Raw genomic sequence first — 14,186 nt, forward strand, 5'->3', positions numbered from 1 at the left:
ATCGTTTTAGAAATACGTTTTTATAAGATAATAATTACATAATAAATAAAACTTGTATAATCGCTATCTTTTCAATTCATCGATCTTTACCTTGTACTTATTAAACCAATATTTCCATTCACCTTTTGAAAATTCTTTTTCTTCTCCTTGTAAAACAGAAGAAAAAAGATCTAGACAAATATGCCAACCGGCTATATCTTTCGGTGTATGATCTGTTAATTCATGAATGAATTCTTTAAGTATTAATATGGATCCATTTTTCTCTTTATGTATTTCAAATCGAACACGATCTTTATCCCACGTGAATTCTAATGTTGAATTTATTTTACAATCTAAAATATCAATATTTAAAAACGAACCATCCATCATGTCGAATTTAATAATTCCACCTGTTTTAAGATTTTCTATTTGCAAGTTAGACATCCACTTTTTCAATTTATTATTATCTGTTAACACAGACCATATTTCTTCTATCGAATATGGAAAATGCCGCTCAAATTGTACTACGTATTCATTATTTTGTTTATCTATTATAGCAATCATTATTCATACGCCTCCTTCTGCTTCCAACAGAATATATGTTCTCTTTTATTATTTTACTTGATTTTGCTAAAAAAATAAATCTCAATTAACATACTTTTTACGGCATTTTAACAATATATGGCTTTGTTATAACCATTTACTATAATCATGTCCTACAGATTGTTCTTTGAAAACTGTAGATATGAGGTTTGTACGACAGGGGATTATTTTATGACAAAAATAAAAAGCAGAAAGACTACTTGAACTACACCTCCAATTGTTAGACACAGTCTAACAATTGGAGGTGTAGTTTTTTTATGACTAAATTTACTTCAGATAACAAAATGAATGCAGTTATACGTTATCAAGATGGAAGTGAAAGTATAAAAGATATTGCGAAATCATTGAGAGCGAATCATGAAGTAGTACGTATGTGGATCGAATAATTTTAATATTATGGAATTCAAGCGTTTAAAAAAGGCTATACAACGTATTCTGCACAGTATAAACTAGACGTACTAAATTATATGATCGAGAATGGGACGTCTCCAAACGAAACGGCAGTTATTTTCAGTATTTCTTTACCTGGACTTATTAGAAAATGGCACATCTATTCACTTGTCTCAAGAATGTTAGAGAAGGCTTTTCAACAATTACCAGAGGAAGCCAATCTTCTGATTCACTCAGATCAAGGTTGGTACTATCAAATGAAGAAGTATCGTCATGCCTTAAAGAAACGCAAGATTACGCAAAGTATGTCTCGTAAAGGGAACTGTTACGATAATGCGGTTATTGAAAGCTTCTTTGGTACTATGAACTCTGAATTTCTTTACCTAAAAGATTTTGAAAGCATAGAACACTTTAAACAAGAATTTGAAAAATATATCGATTATTATAATCACAAAAGAATTAAGGCAAAACTAAAAGGCATGAGTCCGCTACAATATCGAACTCATGCCCTAAAGGCTGCCTAATGAAACGACCTGTCTAACTTTATGGGGTCAGTTCATACTTCCTTCTGCTTCTATAATAAATGATACATTTCATATTGTGTTAATGCATTCTTTTTAAATCCACTTTTCTTTAAAAACCCTTCCAGTAATCCATTATTAGGAAACCCGATTGACAAACTTGATAACTTCAATTCTTCACTTGATGCTCGTAATAATTTCGTTCCAACACCAATATTTCTATATTCTTTTTCTACAAATATAAAGCTAATTTTCCCATGTTCATTTATACATACTGTACCTTTTAAATCATTATCAACATATGCACCATAATACGAATTATTTGTTTTCTCAATATAATCAATATCATTTTGCCAATTTATATGGAAGTTAAGCCATTTTTGAATTTCAAGTTTAAATGTTTGAAATTCAAATTTTTTCACTTCAACATTTTTATTATCTTTATTTGTTAGTTTAGTTACATCATTTAAATTATAATAAGAAAGATCATATACTTTTTCATAACCTAGTTTTTTATAGAATTTAACCGCTCTGTCATTACCTACAATGACCTCTAGAAAAAGTTGTTTACATCCATTTTGAATTGCCTCTTCTTTATGCAGTTCAAATAACTTTTGACTTACACCAATTCCTCGATACTCTGGATGAACGGCTAATGTTCCGCAACGCATTGTTTTTATACTTTCATAATCTTTTATACCGCCCAGTATTACGCCAACAGATTTATCACCATCTAAAGCCAAAAAAGAGTGTTCTAGCGCATTTCCTTCTGGTCCCAAAAATCTTTTAATAAAATCTTCTTTTGAAACATCCATTTTAATGATGTAATCTGAGAATCCATCTTTAAAAGCTTCGTACACTAAATCTATACTTACTTCACTACATCTTTTGTATTGAATCATATAAGTATAATCCTCCGCTTTGGCTTGTTATATACTACATTCGAACACGTGAAATGAATTCCCTTCACCATATCCATCCTTTATTTCATGAATAACCACTTGACTAAACCCATTATTAATAAGGATATTTTCAAACTCTTTTAACTCATATAATCTTATAGGAAAATCCATAATCTCAGTTTGTACTATTTTTTCATCATGAATAATTTCATACTTTAGTTTAATATTCAAAAGCTTTTGCACATCATCATTTGATACTTTTCTATATTCAACAATCAATTCATTTTTAATTTCTTTTCTATTTGTTTCAATCCAGTCAAGAATCTCTTCCTCTTTATTCCCTCCTAATACAACGGTAAGAAGGAATTTCCCATTTTCGTTTAAGTTATTTTTCATATTTTGAAGACTAACATCTACTAAATTATCAGGTAAAAGTGAAAATGATCCAATTGGTATCATGATAAGATCATATTTTTTATCACCATGGAAATTTTCGATTCTTTCTTGCGATATAACTGGCTTCAAGTTAAATTTCTCCGCTTTTTCTCTACACACTTTCAGCATTTCTACGGAAAGGTCGAACCCTACTATATCAATACCATTTTGCATAAACGGAATTAACATTCTACCATTCCCGCACATCGGTTCTAACACTTTCATATTTTTGTCTTTTACAAAAGAAAGATAAAATTCTAATTCTTTTCCGCCCGCAATTGATTTATCACTTTCATATACTTTTGTACAAAGTTCACCATAATACGTATGCAATATTATTCCACCTCTCAACTTAAAATACATGGATGGTTTGTTATATAAGTTCTGCTATCTATTATTTACTACAGTAATTTCATAAACACGTAAAAAAGCAATTAAATGTTCACATGCTCTTTCACATGCTAACATTTTAAAGGTTTTTTGTTCTTCTTTCGTCTTATCATTTGCTTGATCCGAAGCAGCTTTTAAACATAAAAATGGTTTTTTATTTATGTGACAAACATAAGCGAAAGCTGCCACTTCTTGATCAACCGCCAAAGCTCCGTATACAGTATAGAGTAAATATCTCATTTCTGAACTGCGAATACGTTGATCCCCAGATAAGAATGTACCGAAATGAATCGGATCATAAGACCGTATTTTTTTTATTCTTCTTACAAGTGATTTTGTTGTTTCAATAGGTGCTGTTCTACCATTATATAAATTAAAAACATCTTCTCCCGAACCAGCAGCAGTAACGTCGTGTTGTATTGCATTAAGAGCTACTACAATTTGACCATTTTTCACCTTATTTGATAGACTTCCACATATGCCTGTCATAAATAACTCATCTGGCTGAAACTCGCTAATTAATAATTGTACACAACTAGCACAGCTTACTTTGCCAACACCAGTTACAACTGATATTATTTCCAGCTCATTAATAGTATGAAAATGAAATTCCCAAGCTGCTCTTTTTTCAACGCGCTCACTTGGATAATATTGATGCAAATACGTAAGTTCTGGTTCCCATGCGGATACGATTGCAATACGTTTCATTACACACTTCACTTCCCCTACTGTCATTTAAATAAATTATCTATACTTTCTCGTTCATAACCTGGAATCCACTCTTTGTATTTCTCATATAAATCTCGTATTCTTTCTTTATTCTTCGCAATTACTTCACATCCTCTATCATCGTAAATAAACATGATAATATCTTTCGTTGCATTTATGAGAAATATATTTGGATAAGAACCCCTTTTTTCGCGTCCAAAACGAGGGTAAAGATCTGGAAAGTCTTCATGATTAGCAGCTTGAATAAGCGGTTCATGTTTAATATCTTCCGCAAGACATTTTAAAGAAAATTGAGATGTACAATATAAATCTGCTTCATCATCTTCAAATAGAAATGATAATGTTTCTTGTCTTATACGAAACTTTAAATCTTTTTTCTTAATATATTTATTGTATATATTCATTTTCTGTGGAGTTTTAATATTATCCTTTTTAAATCTATAAACATTTGTTACTAAAAACACTGTATCTTTTTTCGAGAATATGTCATGAAATACTTCATTATTGTACTTATATAACTGATAAAAATAATCCATATTGTATTCATCTATTCCTTCTTTGATTGGATATTTACCTTTCCCAAACTCAAAATGCAAATGATTTTCCCACTGAGAGTAAATGTACGGTACTAATATAACACCTGGAAATGTTTGATTCATATATTCTTTTAATTGCATTTTCATGACCTCTCTATTCTACAATTTTTTTAAAATACCAATATGCTTCTTTTAGCCACAGATGTATAACCTTCAATGCATCTTCTCTTTCCCACAAATATGAAATATAAGCAAATGCAGCACGTTCTAAAAATTTTTCCAGTTGGAACAAATGAATATATATCATTATAACATAGCGAATCCTCCTTATAACTATTTTTCGTTATAATACGAAATTTAAATATTACTCTTATTTTGTATTCGCTATAAATGTTTTAATTCCTTTTTAATACGTAAAATAAATTTTTATGTGGAATCATTGCTACAAAATACATAAATGTTTGATATTATTGTAATGTTGATGATTTGTAAGGAAAGGAACTAACTAAATAATGAATAAAAACATATTAATTATTGATGATGATAAAGATATTGTGGAATTACTCGCTGTTTATTTACGAAATGAAGGCTATAATATTTATAAAGCATATGATGGTGAGGAAGCTTTACAAATGTTATGTACATATGAAGTAGATCTTATGATTCTGGATATTATGATGCCAAAACGTAACGGATTAGAAGTTTGCCAAGAAGTTCGTGAAAATAATACTGTGCCTATTCTTATGCTAAGTGCCAAAGCTGAAGATATGGATAAAATATTAGGGCTCATGACAGGGGCAGATGATTACATGATTAAACCATTCAACCCACTAGAACTAGTGGCTAGAGTGAAAGCTTTGTTAAGAAGATCTTCTTTCCAAAACACTGCTACTCAAAAGAAAGAAGATGGTATCATTCGCATTCGAACTGCTGAAATCCATAAGCATAATCATACCGTGAAAGTAAATAATGAGTATATTAAGCTTACATCTATTGAATTTGATATTTTATACTTACTTGCAAGCAATACAGGAAGAGTATTTAGCTCAGAAGAAATATTTGAACGCGTATGGAATGAAGATGGTTATGGTTCTAACAAAACTGTTATGGTCCATATTAGTAATTTACGTGATAAACTTGAAACAGGAATGAATGGAGAAAAATTTATTCATACTGTTTGGGGAGTGGGCTATAAAATTGAGAAATGAAGCATTTGATATATTAAAAGATATTCCAAAATGGAAAATTATTTTTTGGCTCTTATTAGCTATCACACTAACTCCTATTACCGAATTAATTATATATCGCCTCATAACGAGTGTAATTGAGAGTTCCCTTACTTTAAGTGAACTCAGTAAAGAATTCATTAGAATTTTCGGCTATGAAAAATATAAAGGGCTAAAGGAATCCCTCTGGATGATGATTGTATCTTATTTGTTTCTATTCTCTATTTTCTCATCCTATTTATATATTTTTTATCGTCACGAAAGAAAGATGTACTATGAAACTTGTATAAAAAAAATGATCGAAGAGATTCGTTATATCGCAAGTGGAAATTTCAATCACAAAGTTTCCATCGTAAATCATAATTATTTAGAAGAATTAGCAACTGGCGTGAATCAAATTGTTGAACAATTAAAAGTCTCAATTGATGAAGAAAGACAAGCGGAACAAGCAAAAAGCGAACTCATTACAAATGTATCACACGACTTACGGACCCCTCTTACATCAATAGTAGGCTACGTAAATTTAATCCAGCATGATAATTATAGAGATGAAGTAGAATTGCGTCATTATATACAGGTCATTTATGATAAGGTAACACGCCTTAATGCATTAATGAATGATTTGTTTGAATATACACGTGTTCAAAATAAAGAGTTAAGTTTATATTCTGCTCCCATTGATATTGTAGAGCTACTTGGCCAATTAACTGTTCAATTCCGAATACAGGTTCAAGAAGCTAACATAGAATGCAGACCTTCCTTCCCATCTCAAAAACTCATGGTATTAGCTGATGGTGACAAATTAGTACGCGTATTTGAAAATCTTATTATAAATGCTATCACGTATGGAAACGATGGCGGCTATATTGACCTTACTGCTTATGAAAGCAATAATATGATTACAATTGATATAACAAATTACGGGCAACCCATTCCTAGTACGGATTTACCTCATATTTTTGAACGATTTTATCGCGTTGAGAAATCACGCTCAACAAACACTGGTGGATCTGGCCTCGGATTAGCAATTGCCAAAAGTATTGTCAAACTGCATAAAGGAACAATTGAAGTATATAGTGATGACACTAAAACAACTTTCACTGTAAAACTACTACCTTTTAAAGGTTAATCTAACCTAAATTTAGGTTCAATTTCTTCTACGATAAGAAATTGAACCTTTTATTTTTCTATTAATATCCAAAATTAAATAATCCTTTATAAATCTTTAGAAATTCTTTACTTTTTCTTTCTTCCTAATTAAGCATTCCTTCTTACAATAAATAATATTGATGTCATAGTAGGAGGATCGCTTATGCAATTCTTAAAAAAAATAACAGTTTTATTATTATCTTTTCTCATTACTGCACTTATCGTTTTATATTTTTATCTTTATGTAAATGGTCCAGTTATTCAAGCTAAATCAGCTATTTTAATAAATGCTAATTCAGGTGAAGTTATTTATAAAAAAAATGAAGAAACTCTAATACAATCCGCTACTTTATCTAAATTAATGACAGAGTATATCGTGTTAGAACAACTAAATGACGGAAAAATACAGTTGGATGAAACTGTAAAAATAAGTAACGAAGTGTTCCAAGCGGAAACAAGTCCTATTCAAGTAACGTCAAAGGATAAAACGACGGTTCGCGATTTACTTCATGTATTGCTTCTAACAGGAAACAATCGTTCCGCACTTGTGCTAGCGGAACACATTGGTGGAAATGAAGATAGCTTTACAACATTAATGAATGAAAAAGCAAAACAATTACAGTTGTCACAATCATCTCCATTTCTAAACTCCACTGGTGTTAATCACGATACAAATGAACAACCTAGCACAACAGCGATAGACGCAGCTAAACTAGCAACACAATTAGTAAAAGATTTTCCAGATGTGCTGAACATTACGAAACTAACCTCTTACCAATTTACCTTCAAAGATTTCCAAGTTTTTAACACGAATAAGATGATTTATTCCCTTAATAAAAACATTAAACTCCAAGGTGTTAATGGCTTGCAAACTAGTTTTTCAACTAACGGTAATTATAGTTTTGTCGGTACAGCTAAGCGAGGTGACACAAGGCTCATTTCAGTAATATTAGAAGCCGATGAAGAAAACAGTACTTTTATCGAAACAAAAAAATTACTGCAGTACGGTTTTGACCCTTCCTCCTACTCTGCACTCCAAGCTTTTAAAGATACTCTTACATCGTGGTCAATATTACTTCAATTTAAAAATTTAATTATACAAACGATGATGATTTTTTTCATCATTACCATATTAATGTTTTTACATATACGTCAGAAAAAATCCGAGGATTTCAACTAAAAAATCTTCTTGTATATAAAAACCGACTTGCGTTTATAGTGCAAGTCGGTTTTTAAGTCTATAATGCTCTTCCAATTAAATTCGCTGAAACAGGCTGAAGGTTTAACTCTCTTGCCCATATTGATAGCTGATCAATATGATGAATTTCATGTACAATAACGTGTCGTAATACTTCATCATACCTATACTCTTTATTCTTCCATGAAACTTTGAATTGATTGATACCCCCTAAATTGCGGCTCATCTACTTCCTTTCAAATCACAAATCCAGCTATACGCAATATCTAAAATATGAAAATTTCCCACTCGCCATTTAGTTAACATAATAAAATTATATATAACTAGTTTTTTTATTGTCCCATTCATATTCTAACATACTCATTTCCCATAAATTCCAATACGTATCTCCTACTTTTTTTGACTCTCTTAATAAACCTTCTTTTACAAACCCTATTTTTTCATAACATGAAATAGCTGTCGTATTAAAATCATAAACACCAAGAGTAACTCTATGTAGTTTCAATTCTTCAAAAGCAATATAAAGTACTGCTTTCATCATATGTTTCCCTATAGAACGTCCTCTCATTTTCGTATCACCTACCAACACTTTTCCAATCCTCGCAGACTTATTTATATTGTCGATTTGTCCAAGCGAAATATGACCAATAACGTTTAAAGTCTCTTCATCTATTACTTTAAAAGCAATTGTATTTGCACTTTCTGTATATTTTTCTAATTGCTGTTCATCTAATGGATAAATAAATGCATTACCCGACCATTGTATTAAAAATTCCTCGGAATGGATCCAACTTATTAATTGTTTGAAATCTGATCTTTTAATGGGTTCTAATTTAATCACTCCCAATCTCCTTTCGTATATCATTATTTATAGCCTCAAACTTATTTCTATAAAAAAATATATTCTCCTTTTATACGAAATGAAAATAAAGCCATTCATAAGAATGGCTTTATAAAAACATAGCCTAATTACGCTATGTTTCCTATGTCAATAATGGCTCAATCGCTTCAATTTTGCAAACTGATATAATGACTGTAACTACCCCAGCACTATTAGCAAGCTTTACAACATCACAAGTGACTGAAGAAACAGTCCCTGCATAATTATTACTTCCTGTATTAATGCGCACTGCTCTATTTACTAATTTTTTAAGCTCATCTCTAATTCCTTGCACGCAGCAACAGTCACATGCCTTATTTTGCTCTTCTTGTTCTTTTTTGCACTCTTCAAAAGCATCCCAACAATCATCCTGTTTACATGTACACTTCTTTTTAGAATTACTATAACGATAACCCAAAATCTCACCCCTTAATTTTTCCTAATAGTAAAGTATGTCCACTAGCTTAAAAGTGTACAAGGCAAAAACATAGAAAAGAAAAAACAAACTTTTGTACTAAATTTTTTTATTGGTTTCAAAATACATTCAGTACCGTTTCAACCTTTAATTTAAATAATTGAGATAACCGCAATCACAACAATAGTTTTTTCCTTGAATAATTTTAATTCTAGAAAAACGAACAAACTGGCTCAAACAATTAGATGCCGGTTTGTTCGTTTAAAATGATCGTTTAAATCTATATTTTAGTAAGGTCTATCAATTTGCTATTTAAATCTACTTTGAAATTTTCGTTCTGTTAAACCAGATGGAATATTTTATTCATTTCCGCATATACCGTTTCAAAAGTTATCTCATTTGCATTTTCTATTAATAAGTAAGAGAATAGGAGGTGTAAATAGAATGTCTTGTATTGTTACAGGTTTAACACAGTCACTTTGTTTAACACTTGTTTATAATGTTTCATCGGGTATACTGATATCTTCTACTGTTGATTGTGGAAATTGTGCTCTATCAACTGAATTCGATTATACTAGTAAGAATCTAGTTATAAGAGTACCATTTACTGGTGAAGGTACTCTTATATTCAATGACAAATTCCAGGCAAGTTGCGTTACAACGAATTTAAAACAACCTTAATCTAAGTAATTTGTTAGGGGAAAATAGAATTATAACTTCTAATTCCCCTCTCTCCCTTCAAAATCAACAAACAAAACCTACGTTTTATTTTCATTTTAAATTTATAATTTAATCTCTTCTTCCTTTCCAAAAAGCGAATCCGTTACATTTCCTATTAATAGAAAAAGAGATCGAAATACTTTGCCTTGAGTCTTACCAGGATTAACTCGTCCGGCTTGTTTACCATTGTCTATAATATTTTATCTGGCACACTTATATCTTCTTCAGTTAGTTGCGGCGAATGCGAACTAGAAATTGGATTTGATTATGTGAGTAAGAATCTAACAATTGTAATGCCATTTACCATTGAGAGCGCACTTACATTTAATGATAAATTTTTAGCAAGTTGTATTACAACGAACATAACTCAACCGTAATTCACACTAGAATTTTTTAAGAAAAGCGAAATGCACTTTCTATTTTCAAATTCAAGACATACAAAATACCTATACATTTAGATTAAATTGAAAAACATCATAGTTTAATTTCCACCTTCTATTTCAATATTTTCTCCTTGTTTGGCCTCATATTTTTTAATACAAAAAAATGAGCTCTAATTAAATAGAGCTCATACCTAGTTTTATAATTTACTAGACTGCAACCCCTGAATAAACGGAACTACTTCAGGGTTTACAAGTGACGATAAATCTCCTAACTCTTTTCCTAAGTAAGCTGCTTTAATAACACGACGCATTACTTTCGAATTACGTGTTTTCGGTAAGTCTTCTACAACGTGAATATCTTTAGGACATAATGCTTTTCCAATATGAGAGTTTACTAAACTCATTAATTCTTTCTTTAATTCTCCTGTGAATGTTACACCGTCTCTTAATACTACAAAACAATGGCAAACCTCACCTTTTACATCGTCAGGTACACCAATTGCAGCAGCTTCTATTACATCATTATGTTTCACAAGAATAGATTCGTATTCAGCAGGGCCAATACGTTTACCTGCAATATTTAACGTATCATCTGAACGTCCTGTAATAATATATTGTTCACCGTCGTAAATGACCCAGTCCCCATGGACCCATTTATTTTCAAAGCGTGACCAGTATGTGTTTACATAACGCTCATCGTCTTCCCAGAAACTCTTTGTCATTCCAACCCAAGGTTTCTCTAAACATAGTTCTCCGACTTCATCACGAATTGGTTTACCTTGATCATCAAGTACAACCGCTGCCATTCCTGGTAAGGATGCGTTAAAACTAATTGGTGCAATTGGCTTAATAAGCACATTGCCAAAAATCCCTCCAGAAATTTCAGTTCCTCCCGAATAGTTACAGATTGGGACTTTTCCTTTTCCAACCGTTTCAAACAGCCACATCCACGGATCCGGATTCCAAGGTTCCCCCGTTGATGCGAATACTTCTAAACTCTTGAGCGAGTGTTTATTTACATACTCATCACCTTTTGCCATTAACGCACGAATTAATGTTGGTGAAATACCGAGATGTGTGATTTCATATTTATCAACCGTCTCCCATAAGCGGTCTGCTTCTGGGAAGTCTGGCACACCTTCATACATAACCATCGTTGCTCCATTAATTAAAGAGCCGAATAGTAAAAATGGTCCCATCATCCAGCCCATATCAGTTACCCATAATACACGATCACCTTGTTTTATATTCATTCCAAATCCTGCATCAAATGCAGACTTTAGCGGGAAACCAGCATGCGTATGCACTGTTCCTTTCGGTTTACCAGTCGTTCCTGATGTATAAATGAGCATCAAGGGATCGTCGCTATTCATTTCTTCAGCATGTACAAATGGTTTTTCTTTTTCTAATGTACTCCATGAGAAATCATAGTTATGCGGAGTAAAATCATTTCCCGCATGCCGAACGATTACAACTTTTTCAACAGTTGGACAATGTTCACAAGCTTTATCTACTTCATCTTTTAATGAAACAATTTTACCTCGGCGCGAAAAACCATCTGCCGTAATTATCATTTTTGAACCAGCTGCTTGTACACGTGTCATTACTGCATCAGCTGCAAAACCTGAGAATATTGGTGAAATAATCGCTCCAATTTTCATTACTGCTAACATAGCAACAACTGTTTCAGGAATCATCGGCATGTAAATTGTTACACGATCGCCTTTCTCAATACCAGCTTGTTTCAAACCGTTTGCAACACGGCTTACCCAGCTGTCAAGCTCTTCATATGTATATGATTTCGAAGTCCCATTTTCTCCTTCGTACATAAGTGCAGGTTGTCTTTTCATTTCATCGTCAGCAATCCACCGAGATAAAACAGACTCTACAACGTTACATGTTCCGCCAGTATACCACTGTGCAAACGGTGTACCATTTTCTAAATCTAACACTTCCGTATATCGTTCCATCCATTGATAGCCAACTGCTTTCTCAGCTTCTCCCCAAAACCACGCTGTTTCTGAAATTGATTTATTATAAAAAGCTTCATAATCTTCATAGCCTAATGATTTCATCCAACTAAATAAACGCGTTTTTTCCTTATACTCTTCTGTTGGAAACCAAACTGCTTGTTTCAATGTTTTCCCCTCCTTGACTTTTTGAGCAAGAAAGCCCTAAATAGGGCTTTTAAACTGGATATACAGGATGTTTACGATCCGTGAATACTTGATATTTACTCATATACATTTCGAATCTTCCTTTTAATTCTTCACGTAAATTGTTCGGATGAACAATACCATCAATCACCATCTCTGATGCTAAGTGGTAAATATCAATATCTTTCTTATACTCTTCACGTTTTTCAGCAATGAAGCTTGCGCGCTCTTCTTCTGGTAAAGCTGCAATTTTATTTGCATATACTGCATTAACCGCCGCTTCTGGGCCCATTACCGCAATAGAAGCTGTCGGTAATGCTAAGCAGCAATCTGGTTCGAATGCTGGACCTGCCATTGCGTATAAACCAGCCCCATACGCTTTTCGGACAATAATAGAAATTTTTGGTACTGTTGCTTCACTCATTGCAGAAATCATTTTTGCACCGTGACGAATAATACCAGCACGCTCTACTTTCGTACCAATCATAAATCCTGGTACATCTGCAAGGAATAATAATGGAATATGATATGCATCGCATAAATTAATAAATTTAGCCGCTTTATCAGCAGAATCGTGGAATAATACGCCACCCTTCATACGCGGCTGATTTGCAATAATACCGATTGGTTTACCATCAATGCGTGCTAAACCTGTAATTAATTCTTGAGCAAATAATTTTTTCACTTCAAAGAAAGAACCTTCATCAATAACTCTGTTAATGAGATCTTTCATATTGAAAGGAGCATTTTGATTTTCTGGAATGATTTGTTCTAACGTTTTATCGAACTGTTTCGGTTCTTGAGGTGAAATCAATGGAGTCTTTTCTAAGTAGTTGCTTGGAAAATATGAAATATATTGTCTAGCTTGCGTAATTGCATCTTCTTCTGTCTTACATAATACATCTCCGCATCCTGATACAGAGCAATGCATACGAGCTCCGCCCATCTCTTCTAACGTTACCTTCTCGCCGATAACCATCTCAGCCATACGTGGAGAGCCTAAGTACATAGATGCATTTCCTTCCACCATCATAACAACATCACAAAATGCTGGAATATACGCACCACCAGCTGCTGAAGGTCCAAATAATAAGCAGATTTGCGGAACTTTACCTGATAATTTTACTTGATTATAAAAGATTCTTCCCGCACCGCGGCGCCCCGGGAACATTTCTACTTGATCTGTAATACGTGCACCAGCAGAGTCAACTAAATAAAATAATGGTACGCGTAATTTTTCTGCCGTTTCTTGAATACGTAAAATCTTTTCAACTGTACGTGATCCCCATGAGCCAGCCTTTACCGTTGAATCGTTTGCCATTACACACGCAGTACGACCGTGTATTTTACCGGTTGCAGTTACAACGCCGTCAGCTGGTAATCCATTTTGTTCACAATTTGCAAATAATGCATCTTCAACATATTCACCGTTATCAAACAGAAGAGCTAAACGATCACGAACAAATAGTTTACCTTTCGCTTTGTTTTGTTCATGATATTTCGGTGCTCCGCCTTGCTTAATTGTTTCAACTCGTTCTTCAAATGAATTAGTTTGCTGTTTTTGATCTAACATA

At 32.7% G+C, this 14,186-nt stretch carries 13 protein-coding genes and 3 pseudogenes; 5 read left to right on the top strand and 11 right to left on the bottom strand.

Features of this window, described 5'->3' with window-relative positions; translation table 11 throughout:
- Positions 1 to 63: 63 nt before the first annotated feature.
- Positions 64 to 543, bottom strand: a complete 480-nt coding sequence (locus ACQKNI_RS04300) for an SRPBCC family protein (RefSeq protein WP_088229150.1) — start codon at positions 541 to 543, stop codon at positions 64 to 66.
- Positions 544 to 839: 296 nt separating this feature from the next.
- On the opposite strand from ACQKNI_RS04300, the gene ACQKNI_RS04305 reads away from it, so the two are divergent.
- The gene (locus ACQKNI_RS04305; RefSeq protein ID WP_427282212.1) at positions 840 to 968 is read left to right on the top strand and encodes a hypothetical protein; all 129 of its coding nucleotides are present in this window, start codon (positions 840 to 842) and stop codon (positions 966 to 968) included.
- Positions 969 to 1,133: 165 nt separating this feature from the next.
- Positions 1,134 to 1,496 (top strand): annotated as a pseudogene (locus ACQKNI_RS04310) (transposase); the annotation flags it as partial.
- Positions 1,497 to 1,546: 50 nt separating this feature from the next.
- Here the strand turns inward: ACQKNI_RS04310 and ACQKNI_RS04315 are convergent.
- From ACQKNI_RS04315 to ACQKNI_RS04335, 5 genes and pseudogenes are all read right to left on the bottom strand, one after another.
- A complete protein-coding gene (locus ACQKNI_RS04315; RefSeq protein WP_098840937.1) occupies positions 1,547 to 2,395 on the bottom strand; it encodes a GNAT family N-acetyltransferase in 849 nt (282 codons plus the stop codon).
- Between the two features lie 27 nt (positions 2,396 to 2,422).
- Positions 2,423 to 3,163, bottom strand: a complete 741-nt coding sequence (locus ACQKNI_RS04320) for a class I SAM-dependent methyltransferase (RefSeq protein ID WP_098252122.1) — start codon at positions 3,161 to 3,163, stop codon at positions 2,423 to 2,425.
- Positions 3,164 to 3,217: 54 nt separating this feature from the next.
- Entirely contained in the window at positions 3,218 to 3,955 is a 738-nt protein-coding gene (gene mtnN, locus ACQKNI_RS04325) for a 5'-methylthioadenosine/S-adenosylhomocysteine nucleosidase (RefSeq protein WP_098840936.1), read from the bottom strand.
- Positions 3,952 to 4,626, bottom strand: a complete 675-nt coding sequence (locus tag ACQKNI_RS04330; protein ID WP_427282213.1) for a DUF3885 domain-containing protein — start codon at positions 4,624 to 4,626, stop codon at positions 3,952 to 3,954. The genes mtnN and ACQKNI_RS04330 overlap by 4 nt, the downstream gene beginning before the upstream one ends.
- A 13-nt stretch (positions 4,627 to 4,639) precedes the next feature.
- Positions 4,640 to 4,768 (bottom strand): annotated as a pseudogene (locus ACQKNI_RS04335) (HAD family hydrolase); the annotation flags it as partial.
- A 229-nt stretch (positions 4,769 to 4,997) separates the two neighbouring features.
- On the opposite strand from ACQKNI_RS04335, the gene ACQKNI_RS04340 reads away from it, so the two are divergent.
- The 3 genes from ACQKNI_RS04340 to ACQKNI_RS04350 all read left to right on the top strand — a co-directional run bounded on the left by ACQKNI_RS04340 (position 4,998) and on the right by ACQKNI_RS04350 (position 8,040).
- Positions 4,998 to 5,693: a response regulator transcription factor gene (locus tag ACQKNI_RS04340; RefSeq protein ID WP_088229145.1), complete on the top strand. Its 696-nt coding sequence runs from the start codon at positions 4,998 to 5,000 to the stop codon at positions 5,691 to 5,693.
- Positions 5,683 to 6,840, top strand: coding sequence for a sensor histidine kinase (locus ACQKNI_RS04345; protein WP_427282214.1), 1,158 nt, complete (start codon positions 5,683 to 5,685; stop codon positions 6,838 to 6,840). The genes ACQKNI_RS04340 and ACQKNI_RS04345 overlap by 11 nt, the downstream gene beginning before the upstream one ends.
- 183 nt (positions 6,841 to 7,023) lie before the next feature.
- Entirely contained in the window at positions 7,024 to 8,040 is a 1,017-nt protein-coding gene (locus ACQKNI_RS04350; protein WP_427282215.1) for a D-alanyl-D-alanine carboxypeptidase family protein, read from the top strand.
- Between the two features lie 58 nt (positions 8,041 to 8,098).
- Here ACQKNI_RS04350 and ACQKNI_RS04355 read toward each other — a convergent pair.
- The 5 genes and pseudogenes from ACQKNI_RS04355 to ACQKNI_RS04375 form a co-directional block, all read right to left on the bottom strand.
- Positions 8,099 to 8,337: pseudogene (locus ACQKNI_RS04355) on the bottom strand (DinB family protein); the annotation flags it as partial.
- Between the two features lie 34 nt (positions 8,338 to 8,371).
- Positions 8,372 to 8,923 (bottom strand): GNAT family N-acetyltransferase, encoded by a 552-nt coding sequence (locus ACQKNI_RS04360; RefSeq protein WP_427282216.1) that lies wholly within the window; start codon positions 8,921 to 8,923, stop codon positions 8,372 to 8,374.
- A gap of 118 nt (positions 8,924 to 9,041) precedes the next feature.
- Positions 9,042 to 9,356: an exosporium protein ExsK gene (exsK, locus tag ACQKNI_RS04365; RefSeq protein WP_088229141.1), complete on the bottom strand. Its 315-nt coding sequence runs from the start codon at positions 9,354 to 9,356 to the stop codon at positions 9,042 to 9,044.
- 1,297 nt (positions 9,357 to 10,653) lie between these two features.
- Positions 10,654 to 12,594: an AMP-binding protein gene (locus ACQKNI_RS04370; RefSeq protein WP_098882304.1), complete on the bottom strand. Its 1,941-nt coding sequence runs from the start codon at positions 12,592 to 12,594 to the stop codon at positions 10,654 to 10,656.
- Between the two features lie 49 nt (positions 12,595 to 12,643).
- A complete protein-coding gene (locus ACQKNI_RS04375) occupies positions 12,644 to 14,185 on the bottom strand; it encodes an acyl-CoA carboxylase subunit beta (protein ID WP_088229138.1) in 1,542 nt (513 codons plus the stop codon).
- Position 14,186: the final 1 nt, after the last annotated feature.

The sequence above is a fragment of the Bacillus sp. NPDC094064 genome (assembly GCF_050279585.1).
Classification (GTDB): Bacteria; Bacillota; Bacilli; order Bacillales; family Bacillaceae_G; genus Bacillus_A.